This window comes from Gemmatimonas sp. (assembly GCF_046594945.1).
Classification (GTDB): Bacteria; Gemmatimonadota; Gemmatimonadetes; order Gemmatimonadales; family Gemmatimonadaceae; genus Gemmatimonas.
Genome location: NZ_JBKJRB010000101.1, coordinates 1 through 21021 on the forward strand (window position 1 = coordinate 1; position 21021 = coordinate 21021).

13 protein-coding genes, 4 tRNA genes and 2 pseudogenes are annotated in these 21021 nt (G+C 63.6%); 12 read left to right on the forward strand and 7 right to left on the reverse strand.

Annotated features, from left to right (window positions below; all coding sequences use genetic code 11):
• Window positions 1-432, reverse strand: a pseudogene (locus ACLL97_RS12190) (hypothetical protein); the annotation flags it as partial.
• Window positions 433-573: 141 nt separating this feature from the next.
• Between ACLL97_RS12190 and cysS the strand changes: the two are divergent.
• The 5 genes from cysS (at window position 574) to ACLL97_RS12215 (ending at window position 4650) form a co-directional block, all read left to right on the forward strand.
• Window positions 574-1980, forward strand: a complete 1407-nt coding sequence (cysS, locus tag ACLL97_RS12195) for a cysteine--tRNA ligase (protein ID WP_411280750.1) — start codon at window positions 574-576, stop codon at window positions 1978-1980.
• A 91-nt stretch (window positions 1981-2071) separates the two neighbouring features.
• A tRNA-Thr gene (locus ACLL97_RS12200) sits at window positions 2072-2144 on the forward strand.
• 51 nt (window positions 2145-2195) lie between these two features.
• Window positions 2196-2278: transfer RNA gene (locus tag ACLL97_RS12205), tRNA-Tyr, on the forward strand.
• A 42-nt stretch (window positions 2279-2320) separates the two neighbouring features.
• Window positions 2321-2393 (forward strand) — tRNA-Gly (locus tag ACLL97_RS12210).
• A gap of 868 nt (window positions 2394-3261) precedes the next feature.
• Complete coding sequence (locus tag ACLL97_RS12215; RefSeq protein WP_411280751.1) at window positions 3262-4650, forward strand: amidohydrolase family protein; 1389 nt, start codon at window positions 3262-3264, stop codon at window positions 4648-4650.
• On the opposite strand, the gene ACLL97_RS12220 is transcribed toward ACLL97_RS12215, so the two are convergent.
• Entirely contained in the window at window positions 4643-4810 is a 168-nt protein-coding gene (locus ACLL97_RS12220) for a hypothetical protein (RefSeq protein ID WP_411280752.1), read from the reverse strand. The genes ACLL97_RS12215 and ACLL97_RS12220 overlap by 8 nt on opposite strands.
• A 409-nt stretch (window positions 4811-5219) precedes the next feature.
• Here ACLL97_RS12220 and ACLL97_RS12225 point away from each other — a divergent pair, with 409 nt between their 5' ends.
• From ACLL97_RS12225 to ACLL97_RS12240, 4 genes are all read left to right on the forward strand, one after another.
• Window positions 5220-6935 (forward strand): hypothetical protein, encoded by a 1716-nt coding sequence (locus ACLL97_RS12225; protein WP_411280753.1) that lies wholly within the window; start codon window positions 5220-5222, stop codon window positions 6933-6935.
• Window positions 6936-7061: 126 nt separating this feature from the next.
• Window positions 7062-8237, forward strand: a complete 1176-nt coding sequence (locus ACLL97_RS12230; protein ID WP_411280754.1) for an alkaline phosphatase D family protein — start codon at window positions 7062-7064, stop codon at window positions 8235-8237.
• Complete coding sequence (locus ACLL97_RS12235) at window positions 8237-8392, forward strand: hypothetical protein (RefSeq protein WP_411280755.1); 156 nt, start codon at window positions 8237-8239, stop codon at window positions 8390-8392. The genes ACLL97_RS12230 and ACLL97_RS12235 overlap by 1 nt, the downstream gene beginning before the upstream one ends.
• A 274-nt stretch (window positions 8393-8666) precedes the next feature.
• Entirely contained in the window at window positions 8667-11480 is a 2814-nt protein-coding gene (locus ACLL97_RS12240; protein WP_411280756.1) for a carboxypeptidase regulatory-like domain-containing protein, read from the forward strand.
• Between the two features lie 142 nt (window positions 11481-11622).
• Here ACLL97_RS12240 and ACLL97_RS12245 read toward each other — a convergent pair whose 3' ends face one another.
• The 4 genes from ACLL97_RS12245 to ACLL97_RS12260 all read right to left on the reverse strand — a co-directional run bounded on the left by ACLL97_RS12245 (window position 11623) and on the right by ACLL97_RS12260 (window position 16086).
• Window positions 11623-12900: an exo-beta-N-acetylmuramidase NamZ domain-containing protein gene (locus ACLL97_RS12245; protein ID WP_411280757.1), complete on the reverse strand. Its 1278-nt coding sequence runs from the start codon at window positions 12898-12900 to the stop codon at window positions 11623-11625.
• Window positions 12901-13175: 275 nt separating this feature from the next.
• A complete protein-coding gene (locus ACLL97_RS12250; protein ID WP_411280758.1) occupies window positions 13176-14462 on the reverse strand; it encodes a hypothetical protein in 1287 nt (428 codons plus the stop codon).
• A gap of 25 nt (window positions 14463-14487) precedes the next feature.
• Entirely contained in the window at window positions 14488-14703 is a 216-nt protein-coding gene (locus tag ACLL97_RS12255) for a hypothetical protein (RefSeq protein ID WP_411280759.1), read from the reverse strand.
• 6 nt (window positions 14704-14709) lie between these two features.
• Window positions 14710-16086, reverse strand: coding sequence for a DUF4852 domain-containing protein (locus ACLL97_RS12260; protein WP_411280760.1), 1377 nt, complete (start codon window positions 16084-16086; stop codon window positions 14710-14712).
• A gap of 254 nt (window positions 16087-16340) precedes the next feature.
• On the opposite strand from ACLL97_RS12260, the pseudogene ACLL97_RS12265 reads away from it, so the two are divergent.
• The 3 genes and pseudogenes from ACLL97_RS12265 to ACLL97_RS12275 all read left to right on the forward strand — a co-directional run.
• Window positions 16341-16811: pseudogene (locus tag ACLL97_RS12265) on the forward strand (ECF-type sigma factor); the annotation flags it as partial.
• Between the two features lie 77 nt (window positions 16812-16888).
• The gene (locus ACLL97_RS12270) at window positions 16889-19540 is read left to right on the forward strand and encodes a protein kinase domain-containing protein (protein WP_411280761.1); all 2652 of its coding nucleotides are present in this window, start codon (window positions 16889-16891) and stop codon (window positions 19538-19540) included.
• A gap of 73 nt (window positions 19541-19613) precedes the next feature.
• Window positions 19614-19686: transfer RNA gene (locus ACLL97_RS12275), tRNA-Thr, on the forward strand.
• Window positions 19687-20214: 528 nt separating this feature from the next.
• Here ACLL97_RS12275 and ACLL97_RS12280 read toward each other — a convergent pair.
• Window positions 20215-21021: IS1380 family transposase (locus ACLL97_RS12280; protein WP_411280762.1), on the reverse strand; the 807-nt coding region annotated here is incomplete at its 5' end.

A 21021-nucleotide genomic window follows, 5' to 3' on the forward strand; every position in this document is an offset into this window, starting at 1 on the left:
CTGCCATGTGCCCAGCTTGACCGTGCCGTCGGTCTTCTGCATGACGAACACCCGACCGACCACCGGCTCACCGTTGATGATCGTCTGACCGGTCACGGGATCCACGGGCCATATGCCAGAGGATTGCGGTGGTGCCGCGACGGCCTCGGCGGCGTGCGACATCATCATCGCGCTGTCGGGCATGGCCATCGCATCGGGCATTGCGATGCTGTCGGCCAATGTGGTGTTCTGCATCGTGGAGTCGGCTTTTGCCATGGCGGCTGGCGGCACGGCTGGTGCGCCGGCCGGCGCCGGTGGTGTGGACTGCGGTCCACTCTGACTGCGTGCTGCCATGGCGACCGCCACTAGGGCGCCGATGCCGACAACGGCGGAAACGCGTGATGTGAGGCGCGGGCGATCCTGGCGATCCTGGCGATCCTGGCGAGGCGTCATGGAGACGGTCCGGGTTGAAGAGGGGGAGCAACACGGGTGACGTACCTTCTACATTGTACGAACGCAGGAAATCGCTGGGAGATCCCAACGGAGATCCCGAGGTGCTTTCCCGGCCTACGCACCACGACTGCCTTCACGACGATGCCAGAATTCCGCCTGTACAACACGCTCGCGCGCCGCGTCGAGCCGTTCGCACCCGCCGATGGACTGACGGTGCGCATGTACACGTGTGGACCGACGGTCTATAACCCGGCGCACCTTGGCAACTTTCGCACGTTCCTCTTCGAGGATCTGCTGCGGCGCGTCATTCGGTTGGCCGGCTGGCAGGTCGAGCAGGTGATGAACCTGACCGACGTCGACGACAAAATCATTCGAAAGGCAGCGGCCACGGGCGCCAATATTCTCGAAGTGACTGAGCCGTTCACTGAGCTCTTTCATCGCGACCGGCGGTATCTTCGGATCGAAGATGCGGAGCGCTATCCGAAGGCCACCGAGCACATTCCCGAGATGATCGCCCTCGTCGAGCGTCTCATGGCCAACAACGTGGCGTACCTCGCCGAAGACGGCTCGGTGTACTTCGCGATCGATCGCTTCCCGGATTATGGCAAATTGTCGCAGCTCGACAAGCGCGAGATCCGCGCCGGTGCGCGCGTCGCGCAAGACGAGTACGCCAAGGAAAACGCTCAGGACTTCGCGCTCTGGAAAGCCGCCAAGTCGGAAGACGAAGCCACCGGTGCAGCGTGGGATTCCCCGTGGGGTCGAGGACGCCCAGGCTGGCACCTCGAATGCTCCGCCATGGCCATGAAATACCTCGGCGAAACGTTCGACCTCCATGCCGGCGGCATCGACCTCATTTTCCCGCACCACGAAGACGAGATCGCACAGTCGGAGGCCGCCACCGGTAAACAGTTTGCCCGCTGCTGGTGCCATGGTGAGTTCCTGCTCACCGACGGCGCCAAGATGGCCAAGCGGGTCGGCAACGTGGCCAACGTGGTCGAGATGCGCGATCAGGGCATCAGTGGCACCGTGTACCGCCACTTCGTGTTCAATGCGCACTACCGCAAGCAGCTGAATCTAGGTGACGACTCACTCGAGCAGTCACGGGCGGCGGTGAATCGCATCGGCGCCTTTGCGCGGCGTCTGTCCGAGGCCGCGACCGGCACGGCCGCCCTGGCCGATGCCGCGACACGGGCCGAGAAGGCGTTTCTGGAAGCGCTGTTCGATGACCTGAACGCACCGGAGGCCCTGGCGGCGCTATTCACGTTCATCAGCGAAGCCAACAGGGAACTCGACGAGCAGGGCACCGACCTTCCGGCTCTGGAGCGGGCCCGGGCCGCGTTCCGGCTCATGGACAGCGTGCTCGACCTCGTGCCGGAGCAGGACGTGGATGCCGAACTGGCTGTCTGGGTCGAGGAGCGATTGGGAGCCCGACGGGCCGCCCGCGAGCGCCGAGACTTTGCCGCCGCCGACGCGGCGCGGGCCGAATTGACCGCCCGCGGCATCCTGATCGAGGACGGACCAGAGGGAACACGCTGGCGGAAGGGCTGAACGCGCGGGTATCCGATCGGGGCTGCTTGAATTCGGGGCCCCGTCGGATTATCCTGATCGTCTTGTCCGGAGTGGGCCGTCTGCCCGTTCTGCTGACGTAGCTCAGTTGGTAGAGCAGCTGATTTGTAATCAGCAGGTCGTCGGTTCAATCCCGACCGTCAGCTCTTTCATAGCTCGGCAGCCGCGCCCGCCATGGCGCGTCGGAGAGGGCCCCCGGTGGGGTACTCAAGTGGCCAACGAGAACAGACTGTAAATCTGTCGGCGCAAGCCTTCGAAGGTTCGAATCCTTCCCCCACCACTGCAGGACCGCTGGTAGAATCGGCGGGTAGGACCGGAGAACGCGGGAGTAGCTCAGTTGGTAGAGCGCTAGCCTTCCAAGCTTGATGTCGCGGGTTCGAGTCCCGTCTCCCGCTCTGTTTCAGCCGGTGATTTTGCCATGGACAACCGCCGGCTCCGATCACTCGGAGCCGGCGGTTTTTTGGGTGTGCCTAGCATGGTCGATGGTCCGGAGGTGCACGTTCTCTCGGAACTTGGCCGTAGGGACCGAAGCGAACCACAAGGCGCCGACCGTGAGGGGAATGCTGAAAGAAGCGGTGTCGCGAACCCGTTGAGCCGACGAACAGAAATCAGATAGGAGGCAGTGCCGAGCAGGGTGAGCGGGCCAATGACCGCGAAGCTCTCACGACCAATGGTCGGTGCTGTAAATCTGGCGGTTGTGCGGGAAAGGCCATCGTTCTTACCTGGGGAGCTCTCGTGTTGTTCCGAAAGGAAGACGTCGCGGGGACGTTCTTGACGACGGAACGAGAAGTCAGCAGAGGCCATAGTCGCGACGCGACTTCGGAGGACCGTTTTCGCCGTGAAGGGCCGAACGGAATGGAGGGTGCATGTCGCGACTCTCGGTCGTGTGCGCTAGATGTCCGCCTCGACGGAACTCGCGTTGGAGGGTAGAGTGAAACTCGAGAGTACAACGCAGTGGAGACCACATGATCGGCGACGAGAGACCGCTACACTCAGCTCCGCTTGTCTTGGAGAACCTCAACATTCCGAACCGCCGGATGCGGACCCGCATGTCCGGTGGTCTGGGCGGGGAGTCGGAGAGATACCCTCTCCGACTCCCTATCCCGATTTGGGGCCCATAGTGGTGCCGAGTGGGACCCTTGGGCTCGCGCCGGCGTGAGGGCCAGATCGCGTCCCCGCAGTCGGCCGCGCATATTCCTGATCAACCCCTTTGCTGCGGCGACTCCGCACGTCGCATCATCACCCTGTGCTCCAGGAACGCTCATGACTCGCCGTTTGCAGGGCTTTCTCGCCGCACTGGCACTTGCGCTGTCCGGCGGCCTGTTCGTGGCTCGTTCGGCCGCCGCCCGTACGCCGAGCCGCGCCATCGCGCAGCCGGCGGGTCCGCTCGCGCTTATTGGCGGAACACTGATCGATGGCAATGGCGCCACGCCGATCGCCAACAGTGTGGTGCTCATCGCCAATGGCCGTATCACTGCGGTGGGGCGCGTGGGACAGCTGGCGATACCCGCGGGCGCACGCATCGTGCGTACCGAGGGTATGACGGTCATGCCGGGGCTGTTCGAGATGCACGCGCATCTCATGCTCGTGGGGCACGGCAACTACGCGCACTGGGACAGCGTCTACCCGTCACGGCTCGAAAAGGACGTGATTCCCGTGGCGGCGAGACAATCGCTACTGCACGGTGTGACCAGTCTGCGTGATTTGGGCGGTCCGCTCGAACCCATCATGAATGTGAAGCGCAAGATCGATCGGGGTGAACTGGTGGGTGCGACGATCTACACCTCGGGACCGTTTCTACAGCACGCCCCGTATCCCGGCACCGAAGCCTTTCGCTGGGGGATCAACGGGGTGGCGGACGCGCGGGCGAAGGTCAACAAGCTGGCCGACGCTGGAGTGAGTGTCATCAAGCTCATCGATCACGATGAGATGACCATGGATGAAGTACGTGCCATCGTCGATGAAGCGCACAAGCGCAAGTTGCCGGTGGTTGCACACGCGCACCGTGCCGAGGAGATCCGCCGCGGTCTTGCCGCCGGTGTCGACGATTTCGAACACACCGGACTCGCCACCGCCCCTGAGTATCCGCCGGACATCATCGCTGCGCTGCGTGCACGCACCGCGCAGGGCAACAAGCCGCCGCTCTACTGGACGCCGACGATCGATGTGCTCACCAACTACGGCGAGCGACGCGATCATCCCGACTACGTGAACGATGTGCGATGGTACGACGGACTGCCCAAGGACATCGCCTCGGATGTGCAGCAGTCCATCGTGCGGCTCGACACGCTCACCTATTATCGCTTCGTGCCCAACCGTCATTCCACGTTGGCGACCAAGTTCAAACAGCTGCGTGAAACAGGCGTGCGAATGCTCATCGGCACCGACGCCGGCGTCCCCGCCAACTTTCACGGCTACGCCACACCCGAAGAGATGATCACGTGGGTCCGCACCTACGGCATGGACCCGATGGACACCATCCGGGCGGCCACCTACTGGCCCGCCCTCTCCCTCGGCGTGCTCGACAAGGTCGGCACCATCGACGTCGGAAAGGCCGCGGATGTCATCGCCGTCCGTGGCAACCCGCTCACCGACATCAAAGTGCTGCGCAACGTCGCACTCGTGGTAAAGGCCGGAAAACAAGTCAAGTGACTATCCACGCACGGGTGAGTTCCTTATCCACATCTCGTTGCATCACCAGCAGGCAAAGCCGAATGCAGGGGTTGCCGATGACCCTGAATTCGTCCACGCCTATCGTCTGATGGCAGGCGCGATTCTTTAGGGTCACGGCTGCCATGCGCAGATCGCTCACCTAGCTCAGTCGGTAGAGCACATCCTTGGGAAGGATGCCCTACGTTGCGAGCCGTCGAGCGATCACTATGTTCTGAAGACCGCGTAAGTCCTTCGGGCCTATGCGGTTTTGTCATTTTGAGAGCGCGGGCCGTCGCCTGGTTCTCTCGTTGAGACTTCGTCCGGATGGGTCCCGAAATGCCCCGAAGCGACAGGCGGCATATCCAATGGGGCATCGCGAATATCCAACGCGCGGGACGGTCAATGCCTCTTGAGTGGACTTAACCCCTCAACGCGCCGATATGTTGTCAGTGCTGAAATGAAATTGCACAAAAGCGCCGATTGAAATTGCACACGTAGGCGTCTCCTGCCGCGGTCCGGGTGATCGTGGCGCCTATGATCTTGATCTCTTCCCCTCAGCGAGGAGATCGGTGTACACCAGAGACCCCCTCGTGCGCTACGGGCTCGGCCGACTGCGCGAGGCTGTCGACCTCCCGGGAATCAAGGACATCCTTCCGGGTGCATTCATCTTCCCCTGGCTTCCCGAGCCCGAGCCCTTCGATCCCCGGGAGCGGGCGTTTCAGCGATCCGAAGCGCTCCGTCTCGCGCTCGGCACACCGGTGCTGCGAGGTCCGGTCGTAGCGACACCGATCGCGCCGGCGAGCCGACTCACGCGGATCGAGACGGAGTCTGTCATGCAGGCGGATTCCCGCGCCTCGTCGTCCGAGCGTCAGTCACGCTCGTCGGAGAGTCGGCAGGTCATAAGCGCCAGCACGTTCTCGAGTGCGCTCGACAACCTGACCGAGAGTGGCGTCGCCCACGCGGCGGCGTTCTCGCAGCAGGGAACGTTACTCTCGACGCTGCACGAGGAGCGTCGCACGATCATCGATACGGTTGCGCGCGAGATCTCTGAAGGGGTGGAGCTCGCTCAGTCCGAGAGTTCGGAGCGCTCGCTCGGACGCAAGGTCAAATACCAGACGAGCGGGAAGGACGCGAAGCTCGCCGTGACTGGACTGAGCTTCCAGGTCGTGCTGCCCGCCGTCGCCACGACACGTCGGCGCTCCGTGGGCCTCGCCTGGTGTCCGCATGTCCCGCTCCCCTTCGCGCCACTCCACCAAAATGCACGGCAGCACGAGATGGAGCAGCGAGAGGCCTACATCACGCAGTACTACGGACCGCTTCCGATCGGCCCTGCACTCAAGTCTGACGTGATCCGCGAAGTGTATTTCGAGTTTTGGCTCCGGGGACGGAAGACGCGGCAGAAGAAAAATTTCAGACAGACGATTCCACTCGACGATGACGCGTTCATCGAACTGAATGAGATCACGATCAAACACCGGAACGGCGGCTGGCACGACGCGGAGGAGCTGCCGTTCGACGGCGACATACCCTACAACTACGACGACCTCGAACATGCGGTCGTCTACCTCGAGAACTTGCGGTTGTCGGCTGATGGTCAGACCCGCTCAAGCACGGGGGTGCTCGAGACGCATGACGCAGAGTACCTGAACGTGAGTTGGCTGGGCGTGACGGTGCCGGTGCGCAGCTACACGGACGAGACGAATGCGGCGCTTGCCGCGTTCGAACAGGCAAAGGAGGAGCACACGATGAAGCTCGCCGCTGTCCAGTCTCGCGCGACGCACTTCGGGCGGATGAAGCGCGACGAGTTGATCGATCGGTATGATCGGACGATCGATCTGCGCCGCGAGGCATTCCGCGGGTTGATCCGACGCATCTGCCTCGACGTTCCGACCACCCGACACTCGTACTACGAGGAGGTGCTGTCGCGGTGCATCAACTGGTCGGAGGCGGCGATGACATTGGAGTCGGAGGAGATGGCGGACCTCTCGTGTCGTGAGCTTCCCCCCGACCACTTCATGAACACGCCGGGGGCGCGATTCTTCCTGCCGATCCAGGCCGGAGCGGAGGAACTCTTTTTCAGCACGCTTCAGCAGACTGGTCACGACTACTCCGACCAGAGTGCCGCTACTTTCCGGCCGCAACTTGCGGACTACCGTGCACAGATCGCGACATGGAAGGCGAATGACGCTCCTGAACTCGTGTTCGACAGCTATCTCACGGAGATGGTGATCGGCCATCATCTTGAGGCGGTCGTCAGCGAATCCGAGTTCACGAGCGGCACGTGATCGCGGTGGAAACGGTCTTTCGTCACGTCGAGTATCCGAGCGCGCTTGAGGACATTGTAGTGGTCGGATACCGAAGTGCGGCGGCGCGGGCTGACGTTCGACACATCCGCAGGCCCGCCGCAGCACGTGCTGTTCGATACGACGGCGGAGGGATTGCCGGTGTTGCCGGAGTGGGAATGGCGGCTCACGCGCAAGGACGACTTCGGACTGGGGACGAGCCTCGCCGACGAAATCTTTTCCGGTACACCCGTCGCGTCGGGGCTGCTCCGCTTCGAGGGGGAGCGGAAGGCAACCGAAGTTCGGACTGTCGTGTGGAGCTGTCATCAGCCCTATGTGACCGAGAATGGTCGTGGAGTGCTCGGGCCGTACGCGAGCTTCATTCTCGACGGGTACGGAAAGCTCGTGTCGGAGTTCGACCCTGGGGTGATTTGGGGCGAGGGAGACTGCGCCTATTCGGACGGGACTGAAGCGACCAACTTCTCGGATCAGGTCTACAACCACCCTGGGTGGAAGGATGCACCCGGTGGGCGGACTTGGGTCACCGATGCGTATCGTCGCATGTTCCGGTATCACTGGAGCTTGTCTGGACTGCGCGAGACGATGCAGAAGTATCCCCATATCCTCACGTGGGATGACCACGAAATTCACGATGGCTGGGGCAGCGAGGCCGGAGACTTTACCGATGACAACGTCGCGATGTTCTCGATCGCCCGCACAGTCGCGGACGAGTACCTGTTCCAGTCGGGCCCGCGCGTCCGCCTCGCCGGTGACGCGCACCAGGCTTGTATGGTCGGACCACAGGCCGCGTTCCTCTTCGACCCCCGCACGAGTCGTCGCTATAGCAATCCGGGCGGTCGGATCGTGTCCGACGTGCAGCTCGATGACTTCGCGCGCTTCTGCGAGGACGTGGCGGCGGCGCCTTCGGTTCGATTCCTCATGCTCGGCACGACTGTGCCGTTCTTGTACATCAAGGATTTCTGGGAGTCGCTCGGTGCGCGCGCCCCCAAGGCCTTGACCGACGCCGCAGGAGGCGTGCGCGACGATCTTCGCGATTCGTGGAGTTCGGTCGGAAACCGCGCGGCACTCGAACAGGTGCTCGACATCGTGCAGGACCTGATGCGGCGTCGGCCCTCGCTGCAGGTCGTGAACATTTCCGGCGACGGGCACGTCTCGAATGCATTCCGGATTTGGCCGCTCGGCTTCCCGCGTCCGATCTATCAGGTGACGACGTCCGCACTTACGAACCGGGAGCACTTGTCCGATCTCGGCGCTCAGATCATGTCACTGGACACGGTGCGATAATGCCGGTTCTCGGATTCGTCCAGCGGCTCTGGCCCGAGATCACCGATCCCAATGTGCTGTGCGTTACCACGACCGAGGAGCGCATGACGCTGCGGCTCCGCGTTCTTCCGGTCGACGAGAGCGTCGCGACGGATCAGGAATTGATCCTGGACTGATCAGGCGCGGAAAACACGCTCAAGGCGACGTTGACCCGAGCGGGTGATTCGCGAACAGTCGAGTCATTCTGGAACGCCTCCCGCACGGCGCGCTTTCGGGAGCCGGCCGGTGCCAAAATCCGCGTGCGCTACGGTGGCTGGTGGACAAGCTGGAATCGCCCGGTCCAGTCGCTCAACCGAAGGCACTCGTTGAACTGGCCCCGAAGGGATCGGCACTCTATAATCACGAAACACGTCCCGCCTGCCCCTCCCTCCCCAACAACAAGGAAAGCCCATGTTGCGACCGATCCTCAAGCGGTTGCTCCTCGCGGCGTCGGCGTCGGCGCTAGCGTCCACCGCCGCGCTGGCCCAGAACACCATCATTCTCGAAGGCTCGGTCCGCGCCGATGGTGCGCCGGTGGTTGGCGCACAAATCACGGTGCGCAATGTGGCCACCGCGGAAGTCACACGCGCTACCACTAGAACGACCGGTGAATTCCGCGTACTGGGGCTCTACTCCGGGCAGTATACGGTCAACGTCAAGGCGCTGGGGTTTCGTCAGCGCACCGATACCGTCAACCTCGCGCTCGGTCAGCGCGCGCGTCTCGAGTTCAGCATGGAGAAAGGCGCCGCTGAACTGGACGCCCAGACTGTGACCGCTGAACGTGTGAAGCAAGTCGAAGTGCAGCGCATGTCGGTGTCCGCACCCGTGGTAAAGGAAGAAATCGAGAACTTGCCGTTCAACTCGCGCGGCATCATGAACCTGGCCGGCATTGCACCGGGGATCAAAACGTACGCTGCGCAGTCTGGGCGCACGCTCCCCTCGGGCGGCGCGGCGCCCGATCTTCGCTTCTTCAACGTCTACATGGACGGGGTTGAAATGAAGAGTCTCTTCAACGGCAACATCGTTGGACTCGGACAGACCGGCTCCCCGCTGCCCCAGGAAGGCATCGACAACTTCCGCGTCTATCTGAATCCGTACGACGCCGAATTCACGCGCGCCGGCTCGTATGTGATCAGCGCAGAAAGCAAGCGCGGCACGAACGCGTGGAAGGGATCGGCGTTCGGGTTCCTGCAGAACAAATCGATGCTGGCCAAGAACGCCTTCCAAGTGACCGTGCCAAACTTCGGGCGCAACCAGCTGGGCTTCAACATCGCCGGTCCACTCAAGAAGGATAAGCTCTTCTTAGCGAGCAGCTACGAGCTGACCAACACTGATTTCTCCCTCGACGTAAATCCGACAACAGCCGCTGCCAATACGGCGTGGCCAACGGCCAAGGGATCATTCGCCGCGCCCAACAAGAACCACACGCTGTTCACGCGCTTGACGTATGTGCAGAGCCCGCGCTTTACGTACGACTTCATGGGTTCCACGCGTTTCCTGCGTGGCGAAGGCAACTTCGGCGGGCGGGCATCGCAGGACGCCGGCATCTCGCAGAAGTACGAGATCTATACAGCCCAGCTGCGTCAGCGGTACATCTCGACCAGCGGCAATCTGGTCAACGAAGCCTCGTTGCAACTGGTGAGCTGGAACCACAACGAAGCACCGCTCAAGCCGGGACCGCAGTTCAATTATCCCGGGGTGCAGTTCGGAACGTCGGGCTTTCCGCTCAGTCTCAAGGAAAACCATTTCCGCTTTGTGAATCGCGCGACCTACAATCTCGAGAAAGCCGGGTCGCACATCATCAAGGCTGGACTTGAGCTCAGTACGGTGGCGGCGCAGCAGAACCAGCCGAACAATGTGAACGGCACGTTTACGTTCGCCGCCGACGATCCCAACGCCCTGCCGACGCAGGCATCCATCGCCGTGGGTTTCACTGATCCCAACGGTACGTCCGACGCCATTGCCGATGCCACGGGATACACCACCGGCATCTACATCAATGACGAGTGGCGCATCAAGCCGAACTTCACGCTGTCGATGGGTTTGCGGCACGATGCGGAGTTCAACACGATGAACAACAACTACACGGTTCCGTGGGCGAGTGATCCGGTGCTGCTGGCCATCCCGGCACTCCAGAACTTTCTCAATCGCGGCAATCGTAAAAATCAACTCGGCAACTTCTCTCCGCGCGTATCGTTCTCGTGGGACCCGTTCAAGAACAACCGTACCTTCGTGCGCGGTGGTTTCGGCATCATCTATGATCGCGTCACCAGCTTCATGGGCTTCCAGGAGCGCCGCAACTCCACGTGGCGTACCTACACCTTCGCCAACCCGGGCACCCGTGACCCCGCCGTCCTTCGGCAGCGCGTGATTGCGGGCGCCTCGGCAGCCGTGGCGCCCATCCTGATGGACAACGAGATGAAGACGCCGAACTCCAAGCAGATGTCGCTTGGTGTCGGGCACCAGCTCACACCGGAGCTTGGTTTCAACATCGATTACGTGCGTCAGCACATGGACAACCTCTATGTGCAGCGCAATCCGAACTATCTCGATCGCACGGTGACGCCCGCCCGACGTAAGCTGACGCCCTCGTACGGCGACATCCTGATCTGGGATGACATTGGACAGTCAGACTACTCTTCGGTCCTCGTGCAGGCCACGTACCAGCGTGGCAAGGCGCGTGTCAATCTCGGCTACACCCTCGGCTGGTACCAGGGAGATTTTGATACGGCGGCACTGCCGAACTTCGCCTACAGCTTCCTCTTCAATCGCCAGCGTACCACTGGTGACGAACGTCATCGGGTGGCGCTGTCGCATATCCTGCCACTGCCGTATGGCTTCATTTTCTCCGGCGTGACCACGATCGCGAGCCCGCGTCCGTTCATCTCGACGGACGGTCGCGACATCAATCTCGACAACATTCTCAACGATGACTTCATTGGCGGCACCGTGTCGTCCACTGGTGTCCGGACCACCAGGCCGGGGAACGAGTGGAAGAACTGGTACCGCACGGTGGACGTCCGTCTGGCCCGCCCCATTCTGAACTGGAATGGCAAGAAGGTCAGCGTATCCGCAGAGGCATTCAACCTGTTCAATTGGAAGAACAATCTGTCGTTTGGCGGTATTCGCTATACGGCGGCGGGCGCCGAGCAGGCCACCTTCGGTGTGCCAACCGCGGCCTACGCCGCGCGGATGGCGCAGGTGGGGATGCGGCTGGACTGGTAGTGACTGCGGGTCATTTCGGATCTCTGTAGCACAGAAGGGCGTGGCCATCGGGATCTCCGAGGCCACGCCCTCCTGTTTTGCTCGTGCACATGGGCCGCTCAGCGCGGCTATCGTGATCGTGGAGCCGGCGCGTTATGGTCTGTCAGCGATAGAGCAGATACGGCTTGACCTTGGCGGCGAATTTCGCGGCATCAGCATCCCATCGCGCGATGAGCGCGTCAACGGTGCCGGCTTCCACCGCTTTCGTGAGTTGATCCGTACCGGCGAGACGATCAATGCCCTTCATGCGGCCGGCCGCGTTCACCGTGGGTTCACGCCACTTGAATTCGTTTGGGTGCGCAAGGTAAATCGCGCGCAGCATGCGAATGCCCAACTCCACCGGACGCACGGCATTTCGATCGGTGACGAGCACCTTGATCATGGGGATCGTCTTGCCGCCGAACTTGTAGCCCGTTTCGATGGTGCGCGTGGCGGTGTCGAATCGCACACCGGGGAGTCGAAGTCCGTTGAGTGAGCGTGCCACGGCGACATGGTCGGTGAGATAATCGGCACCAATCAGCGTGAACGGCGCATCGGTGCCGCGCCCTTCGGTCGCGTTCGTGCCCTCGAAGAACACGGTGCCGGGGTAGAGCAATTCGGCATCAAGCGTGCGCAGATTCGGCGACGAATTCACCCGCGGTATCCCGGTCTCGTCGAACCACATTGCACGCTTGTAATTCTTCATGGGTATGACCGTTACCTGCGCGTTGAGCGCCTTGGTGCCTACGAGATACCGCATGAGCTCACCCGGCGTCAAACCATAGCGCAGGGCGACCGCGTGCTGCCCAACCAGTGACCGGAACTTGAGGTCGAGAATGTTCCCCTCGAACCGATCAGCCCGAATAGGATTGGGACGATCGAGAATGATGATCGGCTTGCCGGCACTCGCCGCCGTGAGGGCCAACGTCCACGGGTACGTATACACGCGAGCGCCGACATCCTGAATGTCATACAGCAAGACATCAATGTCCTTCAGCATGTCTGGAGTGGGCGTTTCCACGGCACCATACAGCGAGTGCACCGTCACCCCGGTCTTCTCGTCCTTTCCGCTGCTGATTTTCTCTCCGGCCTTGGCCTCGCCGCGAATGCCGTGCTCGGGGCCATACAGGGCCGTCAGCTTCACGCCGGGTGCCTTGTACAGCAGGTCAATCGTACTCATGCCCTTCCGGTCACGGCCGGAGTGATTGGTGAGCAGCCCGACACGCTTTCCCTTGATGAGATGCAGCGAATCCGATAACAGCACTTCAACGCCGGGGATCACATTCCCCGGCCGGCCCTGTGCAGCCAACGGGGCGTTTTGCGGCACGGCGAGAGCGACAGTGAAGACGCACACCGCGCCCACCACCAGGCGGACCGGCATCGAGTGCGTGAAGTGTATCATGGCAGGTAGGGAGGGAGGTGGAGGCGCCGTTACCACGCTCACAGGCGTTCGCCGGGGGCCTGCATGACCTATACTACCCTAACATCGCGAGAATCGTTGGGGGCGACGTCTTGGACGTCTCGGCGATGGTGCGAATGAACACATCTCCCTGACGCCGGTGCCGTTCAAATCGGTCGTTGTGCGGCGAGCATGTACGCTCGCGGCGACGGTAGCCTGCCAGCCGTTATGGGACCTCCCCGACATCGCTGCGCGATGTGTTTGTCGCGCGTGAACAGTCACGTAGACAGCTCGCTCTCCCCTCGAGCGCCGCTGCGACGCTGGATATCGTGACGGTCTGGCGGCTTCCTCTTCTTCCCCGACAGCGCGTCGAGAAGTCCCTTCGCCGCCTTGGTGGCCGCGTCGCTTCCGGCGGCCTGTACGGCATCGCCCGCCGACGGCGTCACGTCGGCGATCTGCACCGCGAACTCGCGTCCGGTGCGGATCTGTCGGCTCGGCGTGATCTCGAGCTGTACCAGCGTCGCGTTCCAGGTAACCGAGCGACCGCGCTCCGATCGGCCCGCGTCGAACCGTGTCACCGTGAACACGGCGTTACGCGATTCACCGGGACGGAGCGAGAATTGTGGGTCGGCCGCCTGACCGGTCACGACACCGATGCCTGTCGCGCTGACGTCATGCGTTCCGGCACGGCCGACGTAGTAGCGGTTGCCGAGGTTGTCGACAGCGCCACTCGAGGTGCCCTTGTAGCCGATGATGATGGGTTCGTTCGATAGGTTACGCACGCGCACGTTCAACCGCATGCCGTGGCAGCGCCCATTGGCAATGTCGCCGGCGCTCATCTGCATGATGTCCACCCTCACCGGACCGCTGCCATAGCACCGCGGCACCCCTGCGCACACGTCAATTTCGTCGGCCAGCGCGACCTGTGTGAGCCCCGCCATCTGCGCGCCACTCGACGGCGCCGCCGCCGCGGACGCTGCTGCGGTTGCTGCTGGTGTGACGGCATTCGCGGCACCGTTGGCCAGCTGCGCCGTTGTGCCCTTGCCGTCGAAGCCGGTGAAGCGCAGCGCGTGCTCGCGCCCCAGTCGCCACTGATTGCCGGGAATCGGATTGATCTCGCGCAACGCCACGTCCAGCGCGGAGCTCGTGCCTAGTATCACGTTGCGCGATGCCGGACGAAACACGAATTCCACACGGGCATCGGCCCGCTCGCCCGGCTGCAACTGGAACTTCGCATCAAACGTGTTGCTGGTGATCAATCCGATGCCACGCACCGACTCCGCGCCCGCCACTTCGTAGCGGTTACCCTGATCGTCGGTCACGATGCCGGATCCCGCCAGGTAGCCCAGCACCAACGGGCGAGGTGTGCGATTCTGAATTCGACTCGTGGCCGTGATCACGCGATTCGCGCCCGACACGCTTGAGCGGAAGGCGGTGACCACCCCCACAAAGTTCGTGGTTTCGAAGCAGGCGGACTGTCCGGCGCACCCGGCACTTTGCGCGCTGAGCTGTGTGGACATGGCGACGGCGCAGAGTACCGCCGTGGTGAGAAGCGGATGTCGCATCGATCAATCCTCGAAGGAGTGGCGGTCAACGCGTCGGCGTGGCAATCCACGCCGCGTCGGTCAATTGCAGCGTGACACGAATGCGCGGCGCGGCGTTCAGGCTTCGCGACATCATGTCTTCGTCTTCGCTCCACGTCGCGGTGAGTGCGTTGCGCGGACCGTTGCGGATGTACGTTGTGCTGCTGTCGGTCATCGGTCCCCACGCCAGCGTATAGCCTGTACGCTGTGCAGCGTCAGCCACCGGCCCCTATCGCTGCACCAACACCTGACGGAACGACTCGCCGTCGATATACGGAAACACGCGTTCGATGCGAATCGCGCGCACCATGTCGTCGCGATCCAGGAACGCGGTGGCGCACACCGCACCAGGCTTCACCCGTCCTCGACCTGGAATCGATGAGCAGCCCATCTCGTTCACGGCGACGATGCTGGTGGAGCCTGCGTAGCCGCTCCCCCTGCTTGCGCGCCGCTCCGTCTTGCCGAACAGTCGCGCCGCCGCTCGTTCGAACAGATTGGCTTTCGTTCCAACGCGAAGTCCGGCCACATCGGCCGTCGCGATGTCGAACGCCGGGGGGCTACCACTGGCGGGCACGCCTGTGCTCGCGTCGCTCGCGGGCAACGGCGATGCCGGAAGCGAGGGCGCGAAGCGTGCCTTCCCCTGTCGATCGCGCCCGTGCACTTCCACCAACGCGGCGCGTACCACGCGAGTACCAGTCACCGCCCCCGTCGGATCGCCCTGACCCGTGACGCGGAACGCGATATCGGTAAGCACGCCACGTCCCTGCGCCCGCAGCGATTCGTCGAATCCGCGCGCGGCGTCCTTCGGCAGGTTGATGAAGCGCGCCGATTCGGCATTCGAGAACACCACGCGAAAGTCCTCACCGAACACCTGCAGCGGCAGATACGTCCCGGGCTCGAAGAAGTGCACGGAGAACCGCTGCTGCTCATGATCATATTCCGACACGTTGTCGTTCACGCGCACACGAAATGTTTCACTCGCCGGCAACGTGGCGAGTCGCTGTTGTAATCGCTGCGCCCATACGCGCGCCGAATCGGGTCGATCAAAGGCCGGGAGTTGCTGTAACTTCTTGCTTCGTGACGTAACGCCAGCCGCGTCGAACGGTATGCCCGCCACTTTGTGCCACGTCAGCGCCACCGCTTCATCGTCGAGCTCCGGCGGCGCTTGCCCCCCGGTCATGCCCGGCGACGTCGTGTGGGAGTTCGCCCACTGCGCAGCAACCCACCGAGGTCCTGCGCTCGCGACACTCGGCCCGGTCTGTTTCGTCAACGGAACCGTCGCCCCGCTGGGCAGATGCAGCACCAGCGCGCTGTCGCTTCGGTCGACCGTTACTTGCGCGCCGCTCGGCAGCATCAATGTCCACGCGCCATCCGACCGCTGGTCGAGGTGGCGCCGCGTGGTACCCCCGTAGGCGTCGTCGCCGTCAGTCAGTAGCACGTGGGCGCCGTGGACCATCGCCTCGAGCACCGCCGGTGCCGTCGCTCGATTCTCCGGATGAGAAATCGCCCAGACAATGCCATCGTCGGGCAGGGAGAACGCAGCCGTTTCGCCGGTCGCGCCATCACCGCCGCAGCCCAGTGCAGAGACGTAGGCGAGCCCGACCATAACGATGTCATTTCGGCGACGTGATTGCGACGTCCCCGAAGGTGGTGATAGCCACTTCATACAAATCGCCCGTGTCGGCGCCGGTGAGGCTGAGAGCAGCCGGAGCGCGCTGGCGCGTACACGCGTCTCCGCATCGCATTGCGCAGAATCCGCTCAAACCCCGTCATCACTCGCTGAATGACTCTGTCGGACGCGCTTAACACTCCCGCGACCGGTCCGGATTCCCGAGCCGAGCTCGACCGGTCACGTACGAAGAGCTGCGGCGGCTCGCCTCGAGTGTGCGCCGGAGCGATCCGCGCGCATCGATTACACCCACCCCGCTCGTGAATGAGGCGTGGCTCAAGCTGGCCGCATCACCCGAGGTCGCGAGAACCTCACCCATGCACTTCAAGCGTATCGCGGCCCGTGCCATGCGGCAGGTGCTCATCGAAGCGGCCCGTCGTCGACAGGCCGGAAAGCGCGGCGCCGCCGAACGGCATGTCACGTTCGACGACGCCATGAACGCGGCCGCGACCGATGCCGAAGGACTGCATGCCCTCCACGACGCCCTGACGCGACTCGCCGCGCAGGCCCCTCGCCAGGCACAATTGGTGGAGAGTCGATTCTTCGGTGGGCTCAGCGTACCGGAGACGGCCGCGCTGCTCGACGTCAGTGAGTCGACGCTGCTCCGCGAATGGCGGCTCGCTCGCGCCTGGTTGGCGCGTGAACTGGCGACCCACGCGTGAGCTGGGCGCGCATGTAGATCGCTTTCGACGCGATCATCGACGCGATCATCGACGCGCCCGAAGAGCAACGCCATGCCATGGTGCGCGCCGTGTCGCGTGGTGACGCCGACTTCGAGCGCGAACTGCACGAACTGCGCGAACTGCGCGAACTGCGCGAACTGCGCGAACTGCACGAACTGCACGAACTGCTGGCGGCCGACGCCGTGAAGCTGCCATTGCTCGACCGCAGCAACGCCGAGTGGGCGTCAGCGTTGCTCGCTGATACTCCATGGCCTGAGGGTGAGCTGCCGCAGTTCGGACCGTATCGTTTGTTACGGCTGCTGGGCGAAGGTGGTATGGGCGTCGTGTACCTCGGCGAGCGTGTCGACCTGCAGCGTCGGGTCGCGGTCAAGCTGCTGCGCGACGCGTGGCTGTCGCCGGCGCGTCGCGCACGGTTCACCACTGAGCAGCGTGCGCTCGCCCAGCTTGATCATCCGAACATCGCGCGGTTGTTCAATGCCGGCACGCTCGCCAATGGGACGCCGTGGTTCGTGATGGAGTATGTGGAGGGTATTCCTTTGCACCGCTACTGTGCCACGAATCGGTGTACGGTAGCGCAGCGACTCCAGCTCTTCCGCGCAGTGTGCAGCGCGGTACAGCATGCGCCCGATCAGGCCGTCATTTATCGGGATATCAAGCCGTCGAATATCCTCGTGACCGCCGACGGCTCGGTGAAGCTGCTGGATTTCGGCATCGCCAAGCAGATCGGCGAGGAGCATCGCGACAGCGATCGCACGCACACCGGGCTCCGCATGATGACGCCAGCGTATGCGGCTCCTGAGCAGGTGCGTGGCGAACGCGTTGGTGTGTTCACCGACGTGTATGGTCTCGGCGTCGTGCTGTACGAGCTCCTCGCCGAGCGCCTCCCACTCGATCTGTCGTCGCGCCCGCCCGGTCAGTCCGATGCCATGATCCTGGACACCGAGCCGGAGCCCGTCTCGCGAGCCGCTCGCGCGCAGGAAGTTGGCAGCGCTGCCGCGTTGTGTCGCAGTGAGTGGAACGACCTCGATGTGCTCTGCATGACGGCTATGCACAAGGATCCCGCGCGGCGCTATCGATCGGTCGACGCGCTACTGCGCGCTGTCGAACACTTCCTTGCCGGCGAACCACTCGACGCGCACCCGGACGCACTGTCGTACCGTGTAAGTCGGCTTGTGCGCCGACGCTGGCGAGAGACGGCACTCGTCGCCGCGCTCGCGCTGCTGTCGGCCGGCATCGCCACCACGTACACCGTGCGGTTAGCGTGGGCGCGCGACGCCGCCCTGCGCGAAGCGGAGCGCCGCACACGGTTGCAGCCCTTCATGCTGGCGCTCTTTACCGGTGGTGACGAGGCGGGACCCGCCGACCGCCTGCGCGTCGTCACGCTGGTCGATCGTGGTGTGCAGGAAGCCCGCATGCTCGACGGCGATGCTGCCGGTCAGGCCGATCTGTACGCCACGCTCGGAAGCGTGTATCAGAAGCTCGGCCGCTTCGAACGCGCCGACACCATGATGCAAGCGGCCCTGATGGCGCACGCCACGGCCGGGAATCGCGACTCGCTCACGAAAGCCGCGTTGCTGCTCGACCTCGGGAACCTGCGCCTCGACCACGCGTCGTATGTCAGCGCCGATACCGCGCTGACGCAGGCCAACGCGCTCGTTTTACCGCACGTCACCTCGCGTGACGGCAACGCGGTGTTGCTACAGTCGCGGATTCTCGGTGCCGTGGGCCGACGGCAGGAAGAGCAGGGACGCTACGATTCGGCGACGGTCACGTTGCAACAGGCCGTGTCGCGCTACCCCGCCAGCGATCCCGACCCACTACTGCGTGCCTCACTGCTGGGCGAACTCGCCAATGTGCAGTTCTATGGCGGCCACTATGCCGAGAGCGATTCGCTCAACCGGCTTGTGCTCGCCGCACAGCTCGTGCGATCGGGCGAGCGACATCCCGCGGTCGCGGAGGTGTACATCAATCTTGGCGCTGCTGAATTCGAGCGCGGCCGCTTCGCGGAGGCGGAGCGGTGGTATCGCCACGCGCTCGACATCGACTCGACCTTTTATGGAAGCACGCACTATCGAACGGCATCGCACCTGTCGATGCTCGGGCGCGCGCTGGTGTCGCAGGAGCGTTACGACGAAGCCACCCGTGTGCTGCAACGCGCTCTCGATATTCAGCAGGCCACCTTCGGTGGTGCGCATCCGCGCGTGGCGAGCGTGCTCAACGAGCTCGGCAACGGCGCTATCAAGCACCGGGCGTTCGACAGCGCAGACGCCTACTTCACGCGCATGACGCACGTGTACGGCGCGGCGAACGGCGACGCACATTTTACCGTGGCGGTGGCACTGTCGAATCGCGCCACGGTGTATAACGAGCAGCAACAGTATGCGCGCGCGGAAGCCATTTATCGCGACGTCGTGCGTCGGTTCACGAAGGAGCAGGGGGCGGAGCATATGAACACCGGCATTGCCCGCATCAAACTCGGGCGCTCGCTTGTTCGGCAGAGACGCTGGGCTGCCGGCGCGGCGGAGTCGGAGGCCGGCTTTGCGATCGTCGCCAGGCAGGCCGAACCCCGGGGTGAGCTTTCTCCAAGCCGCGCGCAAAGACATCGCCGAAGCGATGGCGGTCCTCGGTCGTCCCAGCGAATCGGCCAAGTGGAGAAAGGAATGGGAGGCGAACGCGTCCCCAAAGCCGTAGGCAGGGGTTGCCGATGACCTTGAATTCGTCTACGCTTATCGTCTGATGCCAGACGCGATCCTTTAGGGTCACTGCTGCCATGCGCAGGTCGCTCACATAGCTCAGTCGGTAGAGCACATCCTTGGTAAGGATGAGGTCACCGGTTCGATCCCGGTTGTGAGCTCTTTGGAATAACCCCGTAAACCGCTGTGGTTTATGGGGTTATCTCGTTTTCTGAGAAGGAAATCCAAGCGCGCGCGCAGCCCAATGACTTGAAGAATGTTCCGAAGCGGCCCCGAAGCGACATTTCTCATCGCCAATGCATTGCCAACGAGGACCACCGCGCACATGCGGTTGCCACGGTACTTGGGGAAGATCGTGCGGAAAGCCGGAATGGGTGGGGTTGGCGATCCGACCTCGCCAGCCGCTGACGGATGCCCTGAACTGACGGTGCGCCGGCCGTCCAAACCCTAGCCTGCAGTTCTCACAAGTGCGCCAGGTCGACGGGTGTTGAGGCGCGCCGATGGGTCGGAGGTGTGGTGCGGTGAAAATGGCGAGTGTTTTGACCTGTACGGCGGTGTGATCGGGCCGCGGCGGCGCTGTCCGCGCGTCTGCGCGTGAGGTTTTCGAGGGATATGCTGATCACGGGGTCGCGACGCGGCCCCGTGGGGGCCGTGCGCACGACACGCGGCCTCGGTTCAGCGCTCCGTGATCAGCGCGTCGGACATCGACGTAGCCGCGCGTGCACCCGCGCGAAGAGCGCCGCGTGCGGACACCCACTCGCGAGCGCGAGCCACACTTTGCGCACGGTGATGCGGATCCGTGCGCCGATTTTGAGCCGCGGGAGGCGAATCGTAGTGCACTGCGCACGCGCCAGCGCGGTGCCCGCGAGGCCGAGGCGGCGCCGCACCGCGAGGAGCACAGAGGCCACGGACGAACAGTACAGGCGGAGTTGATTCGCGCGGAGCGTCGCTGTGCTCGTGCGGTCCGCGAAGAGGCCGAGCTGTTGTTCCTTGATGCGATTCTCCATGTCGCCGCGCGCGCCGTGCACGTCTTCGTAGAGGGTGCGCGCGTCGCCCACGGCGAGCGGGAGCGACGTCACGACGAAGCGCGGATTCCGTTTCCCCCCGCCGTCGGCGGTGGTGAGCGTCAGCTGCTCCGCCTTGGCGATCACGCGCCGCGCGCACGACCAGCTGTCGATGGTCTGGTACGTGCGCTCCGCAAACACCCGGGCCGGCCGGCCCGTCGTCGCGCACTGCGTCGCGGCGTCGGCCAGTTCGTCCTGAATCAGCGCGATCAACCGCGCATTCTTCGCCAGCCCAAACAGGTAGTCGACGGCGTGCGTTTCACACCACGTCATCAGCGCGTCGCGGCAGAAGCCGCTATCCGCGCGCAGCGTGATCGCGACCGCCGGCCACGCCGCGCGCAGCTGCGCCACGATTCGCTCGACCTCCTCAAGGGCCCCCGCACTGGCGTCGATGTTGGCGGGGCGCAGGCGCGCGCCCAGCAGGTGCTCGCC

Bases quoted from the DNA above. Each gene is read 5' to 3' on its own strand.
- ACLL97_RS12270 (WP_411280761.1), top strand. From the start codon at position 16,889: ATGGTGCGCGCCGTGTCGCGTGGTGACGCCGACTTCGAGCGCGAACTG.
- ACLL97_RS12215 (WP_411280751.1), top strand. From the start codon at position 3,262: ATGACTCGCCGTTTGCAGGGCTTTCTCGCCGCACTGGCACTTGCGCTG.
- ACLL97_RS12250 (WP_411280758.1), bottom strand. From the start codon at position 14,462: ATGCGACATCCGCTTCTCACCACGGCGGTACTCTGCGCCGTCGCCATG.
- ACLL97_RS12235 (WP_411280755.1), top strand. From the start codon at position 8,237: ATGCCGGTTCTCGGATTCGTCCAGCGGCTCTGGCCCGAGATCACCGAT.
- ACLL97_RS12240 (WP_411280756.1), top strand. From the start codon at position 8,667: ATGTTGCGACCGATCCTCAAGCGGTTGCTCCTCGCGGCGTCGGCGTCG.
- ACLL97_RS12260 (WP_411280760.1), bottom strand. From the start codon at position 16,086: ATGGTCGGGCTCGCCTACGTCTCTGCACTGGGCTGCGGCGGTGATGGC.
- ACLL97_RS12245 (WP_411280757.1), bottom strand. From the start codon at position 12,900: ATGATACACTTCACGCACTCGATGCCGGTCCGCCTGGTGGTGGGCGCG.
- cysS (WP_411280750.1), top strand. From the start codon at position 574: ATGCCAGAATTCCGCCTGTACAACACGCTCGCGCGCCGCGTCGAGCCG.